This window comes from Erwinia sp. AC075 (genome assembly GCF_979253995.1).
In genome coordinates this window covers 4,536,394-4,551,939 of record NZ_CEEDEU010000001.1, presented here as the reverse complement: position 1 = coordinate 4,551,939, position 15,546 = coordinate 4,536,394, and the positions used below count along the sequence as shown (strand labels likewise).

Below are 15,546 nucleotides of genomic sequence, written 5' to 3'. Positions count from 1 at the left end.
AGTGGATGAAGATTGACGGCTTTTACCGGCTGTGTCTACTATCACTATAGCTGACTTGAGACCGGTCTCACAACAACCCTGTCGCCCTTCAGCCACCTGCATTGAGACCGGTCTCATACTAATAAACCGATCCGCTCTCAATAGTCGTTGATGTTATCCACAACAAAAACGGACTGACTATGAAATCGCATAAGCCCCTGATCGCTCTGGCCGCTTCCCTTCTCGCTGCGGTCTCTTTATTCACCAGCGCTGCTTCGGCGGCCAGTAATGACAATCCCTATGGTTTGATTGAGCCCGGGCACCTGCGCGTCGCCAGCCTTGGCGATGCCAAACCCTATACCTTCACCGATGCCAACGGCCAGTTCACCGGCTTCGACGTCGAGTTCTTTACCGACGTGGCCCACCGCATCGGCATCAACAACGTGGACTTTATCGGCCAGGACTTTGCCGGCATTTTGCCGGCGGTGGCGAACGGTCAGTACGACGCCGGCGTGGCGGCGATTGGCATCACCAAAGCGCGCGAGCAAACGGTGGACTTTTCCTCCGGCTATCTGGCGGGTTACCTGACGGTGCTGACCAACAAAACCTCCGGGGTGAAGAACGTCGATACGCTGGCCAAACACCGGCTGGCGGTGATCCAGGGCACCCTGCAGGAGTCTTATGCGGTCGATCACTTTAAACAGACCGACCTGGTGCGCTTCCCGGATAACAACGCGGCGATCTCGGCGATGAACAACGGCACGGTGGATGCGGTGTTCCTCGATTATGAGTCGGCCAAAACCTACGCCGACCGTTATGACCTGATCCATGCCGCAGACATTCCGTCGTTTGACGCGCCGGCCGGTTTTGCCATCGCCAAAAACAAGGTGGCGTTCAAAACCGCGCTGGATAAAGCGATTAAGTCGGCGATGGAAGATGGCACCTGGAAACGCCTGTATGAGAAATGGTTCCCCGGCTCGCCGATGCCGAAACAGTATCTCCCTGCCGCTGACCAGACCAGCCAGTCCTGAAAACGCGCCCCTCTACCCGGCGGCGTGACCTTCGCGCCGCCTAAAGAAAGTGAGTCCTTGCTATGGATATTTTCGAGATCCTGAGGAAAACGTTTTTCGACTTTCCGTCGATGTTACAGGTTCTGCCGCAGCTGCTCGGCACCGGGCTGATCAACACGCTGATCATCTCACTCTGCGCCACCGTGCTGGGCACCTCCATCGGCCTGCTGCTGGCGCTGATGGGCATTTCGCCGTCCCGCTGGCTGCGCATTCCTGCCCGCCTCTATACCGACCTGTTTCGCGGTTTGCCGTCGATCCTCACCATCCTGCTGATCGGCCAGGGCTTCGCCCGCTTCAGCTATCAGATTTTTGGCCCCAGCCCTTATCCGCTGGGGATTTTCGCCCTGAGCCTGATTGCCAGCGCCTATATGGGCGAGATTTTCCGCGCGGGGATCCAAAGTGTGGAACGCGGGCAGCTGGAGGCCTGCCGCGCGCTGGGCATGAGCTACGCCCGCGCCATGGCTCTGATCATCATTCCGCAGGGCATCCGTCGCGTGTTACCGGCGGTGGTGAATCAGTTTATTGCCATCATCAAAGACTCCTCGCTGGTGTATCTGCTTGGGCTGATGGTCAACGAACGCGAGCTGTTCCGCGTCGGCCAGGATGCGGCAGTGCTGACCGGCAACCTGTCACCGCTGATGCTGGCCGGGCTGTTCTACCTGATGATCACCGTGCCGATGACCCATCTGGTGAACTATGTCGATGCCCGTTACCGCACCGGACGCCGCAAAGCGACCGCGCCACAAAGCGGGCTGAAAGAAGTAGACGAAGTGCAGCAACGCAACGCGCTTGCCACCCATCCTGCGTCACAGCTGACGCCCGACAGAGGACAATAAAATGCTGAATCAGCCTTCCCCGGCAGCGCCGGTCGACGAACGCGCGTTTCACGGCGCCAGCCTTGAGCTGCGTGACCTGACGCTGGCCTACGGCGAGATTGAGGTGCTGCGCAAGGTGTCGATCAGCGTCGCACCGGGCACCACCACCTGCATTATTGGCCCGTCCGGCTCGGGGAAATCAACCCTGCTGCGCGGCATCAACCGGCTGCACGAGCCGAAATCCGGCGATGTATTGCTGGCTGGCCGTTCAGTGTTGAAAGAGAACCCCGACGCGCTGCGGCTGCGCATTGGCATGGTGTTCCAGCACTTCAATCTGTTCCCGGACCACAGCGCCTTGCAGAACGTCGCGCTGGCCCCGTGGAAAATCAAAGGATTGCCGAAGAAGCAGGCCTTTAAGCTGGCGGCAGACCGGCTGAATGAAGTGGGCCTGACCACCCGCGCCGACCACCGCCCGCGCGATCTGTCCGGCGGCCAGCAGCAGCGCGTGGCGATTGCCCGGGCGCTGGCGATGGATCCGCAGGTGATGCTGTTTGATGAGGCGACCTCTGCCCTCGATCCCGAGCTTGTGAAAGGGGTGCTGACGCTGATGGCCGACCTGTGCACGCGTGGCATGACCATGGTGGTGGTGACCCATGAAATGGGCTTTGCCCGCAAGGTTGCCGACCAGGTGGTGTTTATGGATGAAGGTGAAATTGTCGAAAGCGGCACGCCGGAGCAGATCTTCGACCGCCCGCAATCGGCCCGTTTGCGCCAGTTTCTTTCGGAAGTGCTGTAACGCCATGTTGGCCGTTGACCGCCTCTTACTCTGTCTGACTGATAAGGAATTTGTTATATGGCTGTAACCGCTTCAAGCAAGACCGTTGCCGTGATCGGCGGCGGCATTATCGGTGTTTCCATCGCCACCCATTTGCAGCGCTTTGGCGCACAGGTCACGCTGATTACCGAGGCTGAGCCCGCCTCCGGCGCGTCCGGCCGCTCGCTGGCCTGGCTGAATTCTGCGGGTGAGCGCTCGCTTGCCTACCATAATCTGCGCATGGCCGGGATCGACCGCTATCGCACGCTGTTTTCTCAGCAGCCCGACGTCGACTGGCTGCGTTTTGACGGCGGCCTGTGCTGGAGCAAAAACGACGAGGCCGGCAGCCTGGCGCGTCATGCCTATGAAGCGGCCCACGGCTATGCCTCGGTGCTGGTTGGGCCCGACACCGTCGCCCGCTTTACGCCGAATATCGCCACCGGAGCGATGGCCGCCACCGCCATCTTCAATCCCGGCGAGGGCTGGGTCAGCCTGCCGCCGCTGATTAGCAAGCTGCTGGCCGAGTTCAAGGCCGCGGGCGGCAAGCTGGTTGAGCAGGCCGGGAAAGCCACGGTGCAAACCGACAGCGCAGGACGTGCCACCGGCGTGTCCACCCATGCGGCCGGTGCGTTTTCCGCCGGGGTGGTGGTGGTGGCCTGTGGACCTTATACCCCTGAGGTAGTGAAGCCGCTGGGCGTGACCATCCCCAACGGTTCGCCCGTCTCGATGCTGGTGACCAGCGAACCGGTCGATCACGGGCTGAAAGCGGTGCTGAATACGCCAAGATCGGCGGTGCGACCCAATCCGGGCAGTACGTTAGTGATGGATCATGACTGGTATGAAGCGCAGTTTACCCAGGATGCCGCAGGCAACTATCAGATCCCGCCGGCGGTGGTCACCGAGCTGATGGCGGAGACGACGAAGCTGCTGGCCGGGCATCCGCCGCTGCAAGCCGCTGGCTGGAAGGCCGGGCTGAAGCCGATCCCGGGCGATGGCGATCCGGTGCTGGGTGAACTGGAAAAAGTGCCGGGCTGCTATGTCGCCTTCACCCATTCAGGCGCCACGCTGGGGCTGATTGTTGGCGAGCTGCTGGCCGGGGAAATTGTCAGTGGGGAAAAACATCCGATGCTGGCGGCGTTCCGCGCAGAGCGGTTTTAAGGGGTCAGGCGTAACCGGATACGAGGTTACGCCTGACTTAATCGTGAAGTTACACCGACCGTTATTGGCAAGGTTACGCCCCGTCGATCACGCCTTGCGCAGCTGCCCGAAGGCGGTCTGGATGCGGCGACCGGCTTCGCGTACCGACGCCAGGTCCGTCGCAATCGACAGCCGGAAATACGGCGACAGGCCATAGGCGCTGCCCGCCACCCCGGACACGCCGCTCTCCAGTAAATAGCTCAGCACATCCTCTTCACTTGCCAGCGGGCGGCCATCGGGCCGGATGCGACCCAGCACGTCCGCGCAGCGGCACAACACAAAGAAGGCCCCGGCCGGCGAGCTGACGCTGAGGCCATCCACCGTGCTCAGTGCATCCACCAGGCTGTCGCGACGTTGCTGATAGGCCGCAAGCTGAGGCACCAGAAAATCCAGCCCGCCGTTAAAGGCCGCCACCGCCGCAGCCTGGCTGACCGATCCGGCCCCCGAGCTGTTTTGCGACTGAACCACCGCCATCGCGTCGGTCAGGATCTTCGGGCCCGCGCCGAAACCAATGCGCCAGCCGGTCATGGCGTAGGTTTTCGACACGCCGCCTACCAGCAAAATACGATCCTTCAGGTCCGGCGCAACGTTCAGCAGGCTTTGATGCTGGCGGCCATCGAACAGCACGTGCTCATACAACTCATCCAGCAATACCAGCACCTGCGGATGCTGGCGAAGCACCGCCGCCAGCGCCGCCAGTTCGGCGGCGTCATACACCGCGCCGCTGGGATTACCCGGCGAATTCAGTACCAGCCAGCGGGTTTTCGGCCCAATCGCTGCCGCTAACTGCTGCGGTTGCAGCTTGAAGCCCTGCTCCAGTGGGCAATCCAGCAGCACCGGCTCACCGCCGTTAAACTTCACGCTGTCCGGGAAGGTCGGCCAGTAAGGCACCGGCACCAGCACTTCATCGCCGTCATTCAGCGTGGCGGCGAAGGCATTAAAGATGATCTGCTTGGCGCCGTTGGCGATCACAATCTGGTTGATGTCATACGCCAGCTGATTTTCGCGCAACAGTTTACGCTGCACCGCCTGACGCAGCGCCGGCGTGCCAGGCGTCGGCGTGTAGTTGGTCTCGCCCCGCGCAATCGCCTGACATGCCGCCTGCTTGATATGTTCAGGCGTATCGAAATCGGGCTCACCCACCGTAAGATCGAGAATATCCACCCCTTCCGCCTGCAGGCGCTGGGTGAGCTGACGGGCGGCAGCATTCGCCGACAGGGAAACGCGCTGAACACGGCGGGACAGGGTAATGGTCATGAAGAGATCTCGCGGTTAAGCCGGAGCGCATCCGGCTGAGAAAAGGATCAGTTGTAGTCGGGCAGCCCGAGGTTTTCGCGCAGGGTGTTGAACTGATACTGCTCGCGGAACAGGCCACGGCGCTGCAACTCCGGCACCACCCGCTCGATAAACAGATCCAGTTGCTCCGGCACGGTGGCAGGCATGATGTTGAAGCCGTCCGCCGCCGACTGCTCGAGCCACTGCTGGAAGTCATCGGCGATATCTTCGGCCGTGCCCACCACCACGCGATGCCCACGGGACCCGGCGGCTACCGCTGCCAGCTCGCGCAGGGTCAGGTTGTCGCGTTTCGCCATCTCGGTAAACAGCCGCACCCGGCTCTGGTTACCCTCGCCTTCCGGCGCATCCGGCACCGGGCCGTCCAGCGGATACTGGCTGAGATCGAGGCCGAAGCGCGCCGACAGCTGGCGCAGGCCATTCTCAATATCCACCAGCGAATTCAGCGCTTTCCAGGTCGCCTGCGCCTCTTCGCGGGTTCTGCCAACAATCGGCATCACGCCCGGCAAAATCAGCAGATGATCCGGATTGCGTCCGGCGTCTTTCACCCGCTGCTTCTGGGAGCGGTAAAACGCCTGACCTTCTTCCAGGCTGGCGGACGCGGTAAACACCACTTCGGCAGTTTCCGCCGCCAGCGCCTGACCATCCTCCGAGGAACCGGCTTCAATGATCACCGGCCGTCCCTGCGGCGAACGGGAGATATTCAGCGGGCCCTGCACCTGATAATGCTCGCCCTGATGGTTAATCGCCTTGATCTTGTCATCAACAAAATAGCTGCCGCTGGCGGCATCCGGTTGCACCGCGCCCTCTTCCCAGGCTTCCCACAGCTTGAAGGAGACCTCGAGGAATTCGCGCGCTTTGGCATAGCGTTCCGCATGGCCCGGCATATCGTCGCGGCTGAAGTTGCGCGCCACGTCGGTTGAGAACGAGGTCACCACATTCCAGGCCGCCCGGCCACGGCTGATATGGTCAATCGACGAGAAGCTGCGCGCGAGGGTAAAGGGATCGCTGAAGGTGGTGGAGGCGGTGGCCGCCAGGCCGATATGTTTGGTTGAGACCGCCAGCGCCGACAGTAACGTCAGCGGCTCAAGGCGCGCCATGGTGGATGGCAGGCGGTGCACGCTGGTAGCCAGCGCATCACCGACGAAAAACATATCGAACAGGCCGGCTTCGGCCTTCTGCGCAATCTGGATCAGCCAGTCGATATCGGTCGGCGAACCTAACTGGCGGGTCAGACGCCAGCCGCTGACGTGCTGTCCCAACGGCTGAACAAACAAACCCAGGCGAAGCTGGCGGGGTGAAGACGGAGTCGGTTGCATAATCAGTCCTGGAATAATAAAGCGCACGCCAACACGGCCTGCGTCTGAAAAGGGTTAGCCAATTTCGGTCGCCAGCAAGGCTTTTTCCAGCGTGGCCGGGGAAATCTCAAACGGCAGACGCGCGGCGCTGGCGGGCGAAAATTTCACTTCGCGGGCGATGCGTTGGATCGCCTCTGTGCGGTTGCCGATCAGCGGTGCCAGGGTTAACGGCGCATCGTACTGCCGCAGCAGTGCCAGCAATCCGGCGTCGGGCTGGCCATCCGGCTGCTGCATTCGCGACTGCACCAGCAGGCTGAAGCCGACTTTCTCACCGTGCAGCCAGTCGTGCAGCTCGGGCTGATGCGTCAGACGGTTGTGAATGGCGTGGGCAAAACCCGGCGTCGGATCGGCATCGCGAATGCTGTTGGCCATACCGGCTAACACAATGCAGCCTTCAATGACTTTCTCCAGCGCGGGCGTAACCTGGCCCTGCTGATTATCCCGCACCGCCTGCTCGCCCCATTGTGCGAACACTTCCACCGCCTGACGGGCCATCAGCGCCTTCAAATTCAGCGCCAGGTTGTCCGGGTTATGCCGCTGATAGGGCTGAAATTCATACCACTTGGCCAGCGCATCGACGATGCCCGCTTTCAGGAAACGGACGTCGCTGCGGGCAATGATTTCGCTGTCCACCAGCACCAGCTCGGGCATCTGGCTTAACGGCTGGCTGCGCTGATGGGCACCGCTGGCGGTATAGAGAATGCTGATCGGTGACCAGGCGGCGCAGGTGGCGGCCAGCGTTGGCAGGGTGACAATCTTCACCTCGTCCAGCGCGTTACCGACGGCTTTCGCCGTATCCAGCACGCGCCCGCCGCCGATGCCCAGCACCAGCGTGCTGCCATGCGCCTGCATCTCCGCCGTCAAATCCGCGATTGCCACCTCCGTACATTCAGTGGTGAGCATCGCCAGCTGATAGCGGATGCCGGCGGCGGCCAGGCTGTTTTCCAGTTCCGGGTTAACGGCCTGCCAGGCCGCTGGGCTGGAAATAATGAAAATCCTGTTCGCCAGCGGGGAAATTAATTCACCCACCCGCGCGCGAATACCGGGAAGTTGCGAATACTGTTTAGGGGATTTTATTGAAAACACGCTGTGACCTTTTAATTTATTCTGCGTGGAACCGGGCGAACTTTTTCCCTGAAACGTTTTACCTGAAACGGGCTGACTGCTGAGAAAGTGGTTGTCTGCCTTGCTACCAGCGGCGCTTCATTCATCATGCTACAAAGAAAAGTGCAGAAGCAATCAGGCATTCCCGATCCTTTACGACAAATTCGCAAGAGCTTATGCAAATAAAAGCTATAGGGATAAATAGCTTGCGGTGCGAAATTTAAAGACGGCATGATTATTCTCAACGCTTGCGAAACAGCATGACGAATAATAAAGAACGGCACTGAATCTTTTTATTTCCAGTCAGGGAGCACCGCATGAATCTGCATTTCCGCCAGCTGACGCTGGACGATCGTCACGCCTATCTGACCCTGATGCTGGCCGCGTATGCCCCCATCCGCGCGCTGGGGATCCACTTTGATGCCGCCACCGCCGACCTGGATCGGGTCACCCGCCACCTGCAACAGCATGCGGTGTATGGCCTGTTTGCCGACGATCGGCTGGCCAGTTCGCTGACCCTGCGTTTTCCCTGGGGACCGCTGCCCGGCCCGTTTGGCCTGCCGCATATCGGCTGGTTCGGCACCGACCCGGCGTATAAGGGACAGCAGCTGGGCCGCGCGATGCTGGACTGGGTGGAAACGCATATTCTGCGGGCGCAGTTAAAAGCCCCGGCCGTTTCGCTCGGCACCGCCGTCAGCCATCCCTGGCTGAAAGAGATGTACCTGAACCGCGGTTTTGTCGCCATGCACCAGACCGATTTGGGCAAAGGACATATCACGCTGTATATGAAGAAAATTCTCGATGAGGCCGCCCATCAGCAGTGGCTGGAGAAATCCGCCTCATCGACGACCCGTCAGGATAAACCATGAATATCAGTGAAAAGCACCAGCCTCTGGCCGCGCAGCTGCAGGCCTTTCGTCACGAATTGCATCGCCATCCTGAGCTGTCCAACCAGGAGTTTGAGACCACTGCCCGCCTGAGAGCGGCGCTGGAAGAACATCAGATCCGCATTCTGGACCTGCCGCTGCCGACCGGTCTGGTTGCCGAAGTCGGCGACGGTGACGGCCCGCTGATCGTGCTGCGTTCCGATATTGACGCCCTGCCGATTGAGGAAAAATCGGGGGTGGAATACCTCTCGCAAAATCCTGGCGTGATGCATGCCTGCGGTCATGATTTTCATGCCTCGGCCGCCCTGGGTGCCGCCATTTTGCTGAAAAAAATTGAGGCCACTCTGCCGGGACGGGTCCGCATCCTGTTCCAGGCCGCAGAAGAGACCGGCATGGGCGCGCCGGCGCTGCTGGCAACCGGCGCACTGGATCAGGCAAAAGCGATCTTTGGTATTCATAACGATCCGTCGCTGCCGGTGGGGGTGATTGGCAGCAAAGGCGGCGCGCTCACCGCAGGCGTCGATCGTTTCACCCTGACCATTACCGGCACCGGCAGCCACGCGGCTAAGCCGCACGAAGGCAACGATCCGATCGTCATCGCCGGACAGCTGATCGGCACGCTACAGACGGTGATCAGCCGTAATCTGTCGTCGGCGGAAAATGCGGTGGTGTCGATCACCCAGATCCACAGCGGCACCACCTGGAACGTTATCCCGGACAGCGCCTGGCTGGAGGGCACCGTGCGCACCTTTAGCGCCGGGGCCCGCGAGAAGATTGAGCAGCGTTTTCGTCAGGTGGCGCAGGGACTGGGCGAGACCTATGCTGCGCGCATTGAGCTGGACTGGCAGGCCGGCCCGCCGTCGGTGGTTAACGATCCGGCCTGGGCTGAATTTGCGCTGGCGCAGGCGCCGCTGGCCGGTTTTGCGGCCAGAGTGGTCGAGGCCAGCCCGATCGGCGAGGACTTCGCCTTCTATCAGCAGCAGATCCCCGGTGCCTTTGTGATGGTGGGATCCGGCGGGCCGTTTGCCCTGCACCATCCCGAATTCCGCGTTGACGATCGCGCGCTGTTCCCCACCGCCGATTATCTGGCGACGCTTGCGGTCAACGCGCTGGAAAAACTCAGCCAGGAAACGCCCGCATCAGGACCCTCACGATGAATCAGGCGGTGACCCTGCCCGCTGCGCTGCTGATGCGCCAGGCGGAAACCATCCTCACCGGCTGGGGAATGCCCGAGGATATCGCGGTGCAAACCGCCGAACTGATGGTGGAAACCGATCTGTTTGGCGTCGATTCCCACGGCATCTCGATGCTGCCGCATTACGATAAATTATTGCAGGCCGGACTGTGGAACCCGGCCGGACGGGCGAAAATTATCAGGGAAACTCCGGCAACGGCGGTGATCGACGGTTGCCATTCGCTGGGTCACGCCACGGCGTTACTGGCGATCCAGACCGCCGTGGCGAAAAGCGAGCTGTCCGGCATGGGCAGCGTGGTGGTGCGTCATTCCAATCATTTTGGCGCCGCCGGGCTGTATGCCCGTTACGCGGCGGCCAGAGGCAAGATTGCGCTGATCACCAGCACCACCCGCAGCAGAATGCTGGTGCCCAGCCGCGCACAGGTGCCGGTGCTGGGCACCAATCCCCTCGCCTTTGCCGCACCCGCTGAGCGAAACGCCGATTTCGTGCTGGATATGGCCACCACGACCGTGGCGGCCAACAAGGTCAAGGTATATGACTTTACCGGTCAGGCGTTGCCGCCGGGCTGGGTCAGCGATGAACACGGCGAGGCCGTCACCGACAGCGCGCTGGGCATGGAGTACGTTTTCCAGCGCCCGCCTGGCGGCCTGACGCCGCTGGGCGGTCTGGAAGAGACCGGCGGCCACAAGGGTTATGGCCTGGCGATGCTGGCGCAAATTCTGGCGGGCCCGCTGGCCGGTGCCTCCTTTGCCGCCACGCGTCCGGCAGGCGGCATGCCGGATATCGGCCACTTTTTCCTGGTCATCGATCCTGCGGCGTTTGGCGATCCGTCCGACTTCCGTCAGGGCCTCGACCACATTATTGATACGCTGCATGACACGCCGCCCGCCGATGCCAGTAAGCCGGTGCTGGTCGCCGGTGACATTGAAAACCAGACGCATCAGCAGCGCAGCCTGAACGGCATCCCGCTGCCCGCCGCGCTGATCGCCCAACTTCAGGCACTTTGTCAGCGCAGCGGCTTTACCGATTTACTCGCTGCGCATCTGCCGCCGTCATCGTCATGAATCCCGGAGAGCCAATGGCCATTACCCCACCGCTAGCCAGACTGATTGTCCGCAGTCAGCCGGACAGCGCCGCGCGTGAGCAGGCCAGAGCGGGCCTGCTGGATTATGTGGCGGTAACGCTCCCAATACTGCGTGGCGACATCAGCGACAGCGGCCTGTTGGCGCTGCGCAGCGTCAGTCAGGCGCAGGATGCGCAGACGCGTGCCCTGCTGCTCGGCTATGCCGGCCACGCGCTGGATTACGATGATTTCCACCCTGATTTTCGCGGCCATCCCAGCACGGTGATCCTGCCGGCGCTGCTGGCGCTGGCGGCAGACGTTCAGCCCGACGCCGACGCGCTGCTGGATGCCTATGTGATTGGCGTCGAGGTGGCGGGAAGGCTGGGGCTGGCGGCGACGCAGCGTCACTACCAGTCCGGTTTCCACAGTACCGCCACGCTGGGCACGCTGGCGGCCGCCGCGGCGGTTGCACGCCTGTTGAAGGCCGATGAACATCAGGCGGCGGTGATCCTCGGCATCGCCACCACCCAGGCCAGCGGGCTGCGTGCCCAGTTTGGCTCCGCCACCAAGCCGCTGCATGCCGGGCTGGCGGCGCAGAGTGCGGTGCTTGCCGGACGGTTGACGCTGGCTGGCTTTAGCGGGCAGCCGCAGGGCGTGATCGAGGCGTTCTTACTCGCCTGCTGCGGCGAGCAGAGCGATGCGACAAAGCTGGTTGAGCACTGGGGAATGCCATGGCGCATCCAGTCGCCAGGTCTGGAGTTTAAGCCCTATGCCACCTGCGGAGGCACCCATACCGCCGCAGACGTGGCGCGCCGCCTACGTCAGCAGGCGCTGCCACGGTTTCAGGGCAATGTGGAGGCGATGGACGCCGCCATCAGCCGCATTGAGGTGGCTTTCCCACCGGGCGGTGACATTGCCGCGTCGGTCACGCAGCCGAAAAATGGCATCGAGGCGCGCTTCAGCCTGGAATACGTGATTGCTTCCAGCCTGTTATTTGACGGCGTGGCGCTGGAGGATGTGGCGGAAGGACCGGTGAATCCGGTGATCGCCAGTCTGGCAGATCGCGTGCAGCGCTGTCCCGATTTCTCCGCTCCGCCGGATGAACTGGATCCGGCCGCGCGATTCCATAAGGTGACGATCTGGTTTACTGACGCCGAGCCGTTAAGCTGCCGCATGACGCGCAGCGAAAGCCTGGCAACGCCGGTCGATTTGCAGGCGAAATTACGCAGTTGCCTGGGCGCCGCATCTCAGGACGAGGCCGAGGAAATTGCCTCGCTGTGCCAACTGGCCACGCCAGATTCCCTCCCCAGGTTAACGGCGATGCTGACCGCGGCGCTCCAATAACACCAGCGTCGTTGGGTGGTACGGTGGTCACTCAGGTTAAAAGCGGCTTCGGTGGTACGGCGTCACCATAGAGCGCATTATCCGGGACGCCGTGAATCCATCCCTGGAGGACTTCAGGTCAAAACCCGCTTCGGTGGTTTGGCGTCAGCATAGAGCGCATTTTCCGGGACGCCGTAAATCCATCCCTGGAGGCTTGGCTGCGGCATCCCTGCCGCAGACACCCGGCTAATGCGCACTATGCCGCCACCCAATAGCATTAGCGTTGTTGGTGGGCCTTGTGGTCACACAGGTCAAAGGCAGTTGCTGAATGGGTTTTGAAGTGTGTGGCCCGATAAGTACAGGCAACGCTGAAGCTTGAGGGGAAGGGAGAGAGGGGGGAAAAGCAAAGCATCGGCGACAGGGATGTCGCCGCTGAGCCCCCAGGGATGGGTTTACGGCGTCTTTGTGTTCCCCCCTCTCTCCCTGAGCAATACACCGAAACATCCAGACGACGTCCCTAACACACAGGTCAAAACCCGCTGCGGTGGCAAGGCGTCAGCATAGTGCGCATTTTCCGGGACGCCGTGAATCCATCCCTAGAGGCTTGGCTGCGGCATCCCTGCCGCAGACACCCGGCTAATGCGCACTATGCCGCCACCCAATAACATTAGCGTCGTTGGGTGGTACGGTGGTCACACAGTTCAAAAACTGCTCGGGTGGTACGGTGGTCATACAGGTCAAAATCAAATCAAGTTTGGTCAACGCATAGAATGAACTCAGTGGGTTTTGACCTGTGCGTCCACAATCGACCATTCATTATTGAAGCCTGAGGGAAGGGAGAGAGGGGGGAAAAGCAAAGCATCGGCGACAGGGATGTCGCCGCTGAGCCCCCAGGGATGGGTTTACGGCGTCTTTGTGTTACCCCCTCTCTCCCTGAGCAAAACACCGAAACATCCAGACGACGTCCCTAACATCCCTGACCCTGCCACCCCAACGTCCAGACGACTTACCTAACATCCCTAACATCCCCAACTTTCCCGATGTCCCCAACTTCCCCAACTTCCCCGACTTTCCTGATAATAGCGAAAACGTTCCTCGCAGGCTTTACGCTCCAGGCGCCACATCGCCAGCCGCTGCCGACGCTTGAGGCGGGTTGCGGCTAATCACCGGCGGTTCGAACGCCCTTACGGCCGGCGGCTCACCCGTAAACCTGCGGATCTGCACCACGGTAATTTGCCCGGTGCAGCCCTGGCTCAGGCCTGAGGTGCCGATATCCAGCGTCAGCACGTTGGGATTGCCGTGACGACAGGTCGGCTGCTCCGCTAACGGATCGACCGGATCGTACCAGGCGCCGGTCGGCAACTGCACCACGCCGGTTCTGACCTTCTCGCTCAGCGTTACGCTGGCCAGCACCGTGCCACGCGGGTTGGTGATTTCCACCACGTCACCCTCGGCAATGCCCTGCTGCTGCGCATCCTGCGGATGCATGCTGCACACCTCACGCCCACCGCGCTTCTGGCTGACGCTGAAGCGGCCAAAATCCAACTGGCTGTGCAGACGGGAGGCGGGCTGATTGGCAATCAGATAAAAGGGGTACTGCTCGTCTGGCTGCTGCAGCGGCGTCAGCCACACCGGATGCCCCGGACAGTCCGCATTGTCGAAACTGGCCAGCGTGGCGGAATAAATTTCGATTTTTCCGCTCGGCGTCGGCAACGGATGCTGCTGCGGATCCCGGCGGAAATGACGCAGCAGCCTGCCCGCGTCATCACTCTGCGGCAGCTCGAGGATCCCCTGCTGCCAGAAGGTGGCGAAATCCGGCACGCTGACGCCCTGCTGCTGCAGTTTTTCCTGCATTTGCTGATAAAGATGCGCCTGCCACTCGCGCGCGCTGCGCCCTTCGGTAAAGGCCTGCTCGCTGCCCAGCCGCCGCGACAGCTCGCTGAAAATACTGTAATCATCTTTCGCTTCGCCATAGGGTGCGGCCACCTGCTGCATGGCAATCAAATGCCGGTCGGTCGGTGCGCCGCCAACGTCTTCACGCTCAAGGGTCATGGTCGCGGGCAGCACCAGGTCGGCATGACGGGCGGTCGACGTCCAGGCCACCTCATGCACAATCAGCGTGTCCAGCGTCGCGAACGCCTTGCGCAATCGGGCGAGATCCTGATGGTGATGAAACGGATTTCCACCCGCCCACCAGGCAAGTTTGATGGTGGGATAGGTGAGCGTGCGGCCGTTGTAGCGAAACTTTTCGCCCGGATGCAGCAGCATGTCGGAGATGCGCGCCACCGGGATCAGCCGGTCGATGCCGTTTTTGCCCTGCGGCAGCGCGGGAAAGGCCACCCTGTTATGCTGCTTGCCATAATGCCCCAACGCGCCAAGCGCATAGGAATAGCCACCGCCCGGCAACCCCGGCTGGCCCAACGCGGCAGCCAGCACCAGCCCTAACCACACCGGCTGTTCGCCATGCTGCGCGCGCTGCAACGCATGCGCCACGCTGACAATCACCCGCTTACCGTGCAGCTGTTCTGCCAGCGCCTCGATGCGCGCCGCCGGAATGCCACAAATCTCTGCGGCCCAGGCGGCATCACGAAGCTGCCCGTCCTGCTCGCCGTTCAGGTAGGCCACCAGCTGCGGCCAGCCGACGCAGTAATCCGCCAGAAAGGCTTCATCACTCCACTGCCGCTGCTTAAGGATCTGCAACAGCGCGAGGATCAGTGCCGAGTCGGTGCCGGGATGAATGGCCAGCCACTCGCCCTGGGCTTCGTCAGGCAGATCGCTGGCCAGCGGACTGACCGAGATAAAGCGCGCGCCGCGACGGGCCGCCTGCTGAATAAAGCCGCGTTCGGTATGCTCGCTAAGGCCGCCGCTGGCCACCTGCGAGTTTTTCAGCGCCAGGCCGCCAAACGACAGCACCACCTCACTGTGTTCGGCAATTTCCTGCCAGCTGACGCCACGGCGGGCAATCTCATTCATATCGCCCACGATATGCGGCAGGATCACCGACGCCGCGCCCGAACTGTAGCTGTTAACCGAACGGACGTAGCCGCCAATGCTGGTGTTAAGAAAACGATGCACCTGACTTTGCGCATGATGGAAACGCCCGGCGCTCGACCAGCCGTAGGAGCCGCCAAACACCGCTTCCGGGCCTGCCAGCCCGGCTACCCGCTTCAGTTCTGCGGCGGCCAGGCTGTAGGCCTGCTCCCAGCTGATGGCGATGTAGTCATCCGCCCCACGCCGGTCGTCAGGGCCTGGCCCATCCTCCAGCCAGCCGCGACGCACCATCGGCGTGGCCAGCCGCACCGGATGACGCAGGACATTCTCAAAATTCTGGAGCAGCGGGCTGGGATCGGGATCGCCGCTGAACGGGGTGATGTGCAAGGTGCCGTTGTCGTTGAGGGCGCTGAACGCCCCCCAGTGCGAGCTATGCATAGCGCGGGTAGCGGTCAT

The 15,546-nt window shown here is 61.8% G+C and carries 12 protein-coding genes; 8 read left to right on the top strand and 4 right to left on the bottom strand.

Annotated features, from left to right (window positions below):
• Positions 1 to 179: 179 nt before the first annotated feature.
• The 4 genes from AC0IXH_RS21235 to AC0IXH_RS21220 all read left to right on the top strand — a co-directional run bounded on the left by AC0IXH_RS21235 (position 180) and on the right by AC0IXH_RS21220 (position 3,836).
• Positions 180 to 1,010 carry an ABC transporter substrate-binding protein gene (locus AC0IXH_RS21235; RefSeq protein ID WP_053144907.1) on the top strand — a complete coding sequence of 277 codons (831 nt, stop codon included), beginning with the start codon at positions 180 to 182 and terminating at the stop codon, positions 1,008 to 1,010.
• A 62-nt stretch (positions 1,011 to 1,072) separates the two neighbouring features.
• Complete coding sequence (locus AC0IXH_RS21230) at positions 1,073 to 1,885, top strand: amino acid ABC transporter permease (protein WP_053144909.1); 813 nt, start codon at positions 1,073 to 1,075, stop codon at positions 1,883 to 1,885.
• A 1-nt stretch (position 1,886) separates the two neighbouring features.
• Positions 1,887 to 2,660, top strand: coding sequence for an amino acid ABC transporter ATP-binding protein (locus tag AC0IXH_RS21225; protein ID WP_471720961.1), 774 nt, complete (start codon positions 1,887 to 1,889; stop codon positions 2,658 to 2,660).
• A gap of 57 nt (positions 2,661 to 2,717) precedes the next feature.
• Positions 2,718 to 3,836 (top strand): NAD(P)/FAD-dependent oxidoreductase, encoded by a 1,119-nt coding sequence (locus AC0IXH_RS21220; RefSeq protein ID WP_471720960.1) that lies wholly within the window; start codon positions 2,718 to 2,720, stop codon positions 3,834 to 3,836.
• An 87-nt stretch (positions 3,837 to 3,923) separates the two neighbouring features.
• Here the strand turns inward: AC0IXH_RS21220 and AC0IXH_RS21215 are convergent, their stop codons facing one another.
• From AC0IXH_RS21215 to AC0IXH_RS21205, 3 genes are read right to left on the bottom strand one after another with little or no spacing between them, the layout of a single operon-like run.
• Positions 3,924 to 5,132, bottom strand: coding sequence for an aminotransferase class I/II-fold pyridoxal phosphate-dependent enzyme (locus AC0IXH_RS21215; RefSeq protein ID WP_471720959.1), 1,209 nt, complete (start codon positions 5,130 to 5,132; stop codon positions 3,924 to 3,926).
• Between the two features lie 47 nt (positions 5,133 to 5,179).
• A complete protein-coding gene (locus tag AC0IXH_RS21210; protein WP_471720958.1) occupies positions 5,180 to 6,487 on the bottom strand; it encodes an LLM class flavin-dependent oxidoreductase in 1,308 nt (435 codons plus the stop codon).
• Positions 6,488 to 6,541: 54 nt separating this feature from the next.
• A complete protein-coding gene (locus tag AC0IXH_RS21205; RefSeq protein ID WP_134822797.1) occupies positions 6,542 to 7,612 on the bottom strand; it encodes an iron-containing alcohol dehydrogenase family protein in 1,071 nt (356 codons plus the stop codon).
• A gap of 335 nt (positions 7,613 to 7,947) precedes the next feature.
• Here AC0IXH_RS21205 and AC0IXH_RS21200 point away from each other — a divergent pair, with 335 nt between their 5' ends.
• The 4 genes from AC0IXH_RS21200 to AC0IXH_RS21185 are packed head-to-tail and all read left to right on the top strand — an operon-like array spanning position 7,948 to position 12,120.
• Positions 7,948 to 8,499, top strand: coding sequence for a GNAT family N-acetyltransferase (locus AC0IXH_RS21200; RefSeq protein WP_013203921.1), 552 nt, complete (start codon positions 7,948 to 7,950; stop codon positions 8,497 to 8,499).
• Complete coding sequence (locus AC0IXH_RS21195) at positions 8,496 to 9,674, top strand: amidohydrolase (protein WP_471720957.1); 1,179 nt, start codon at positions 8,496 to 8,498, stop codon at positions 9,672 to 9,674. The genes AC0IXH_RS21200 and AC0IXH_RS21195 overlap by 4 nt, the downstream gene beginning before the upstream one ends.
• A complete protein-coding gene (locus AC0IXH_RS21190; protein WP_471720956.1) occupies positions 9,671 to 10,777 on the top strand; it encodes an Ldh family oxidoreductase in 1,107 nt (368 codons plus the stop codon). Before AC0IXH_RS21195 ends, AC0IXH_RS21190 begins: the two co-directional genes overlap by 4 nt.
• Positions 10,778 to 10,791: 14 nt before the next feature.
• Entirely contained in the window at positions 10,792 to 12,120 is a 1,329-nt protein-coding gene (locus AC0IXH_RS21185; RefSeq protein WP_471720955.1) for an MmgE/PrpD family protein, read from the top strand.
• Between the two features lie 1,083 nt (positions 12,121 to 13,203).
• Here AC0IXH_RS21185 and AC0IXH_RS21180 read toward each other — a convergent pair.
• Positions 13,204 to 15,546 (bottom strand): molybdopterin-dependent oxidoreductase, encoded by a 2,343-nt coding sequence (locus AC0IXH_RS21180; protein WP_471720954.1) that lies wholly within the window; start codon positions 15,544 to 15,546, stop codon positions 13,204 to 13,206.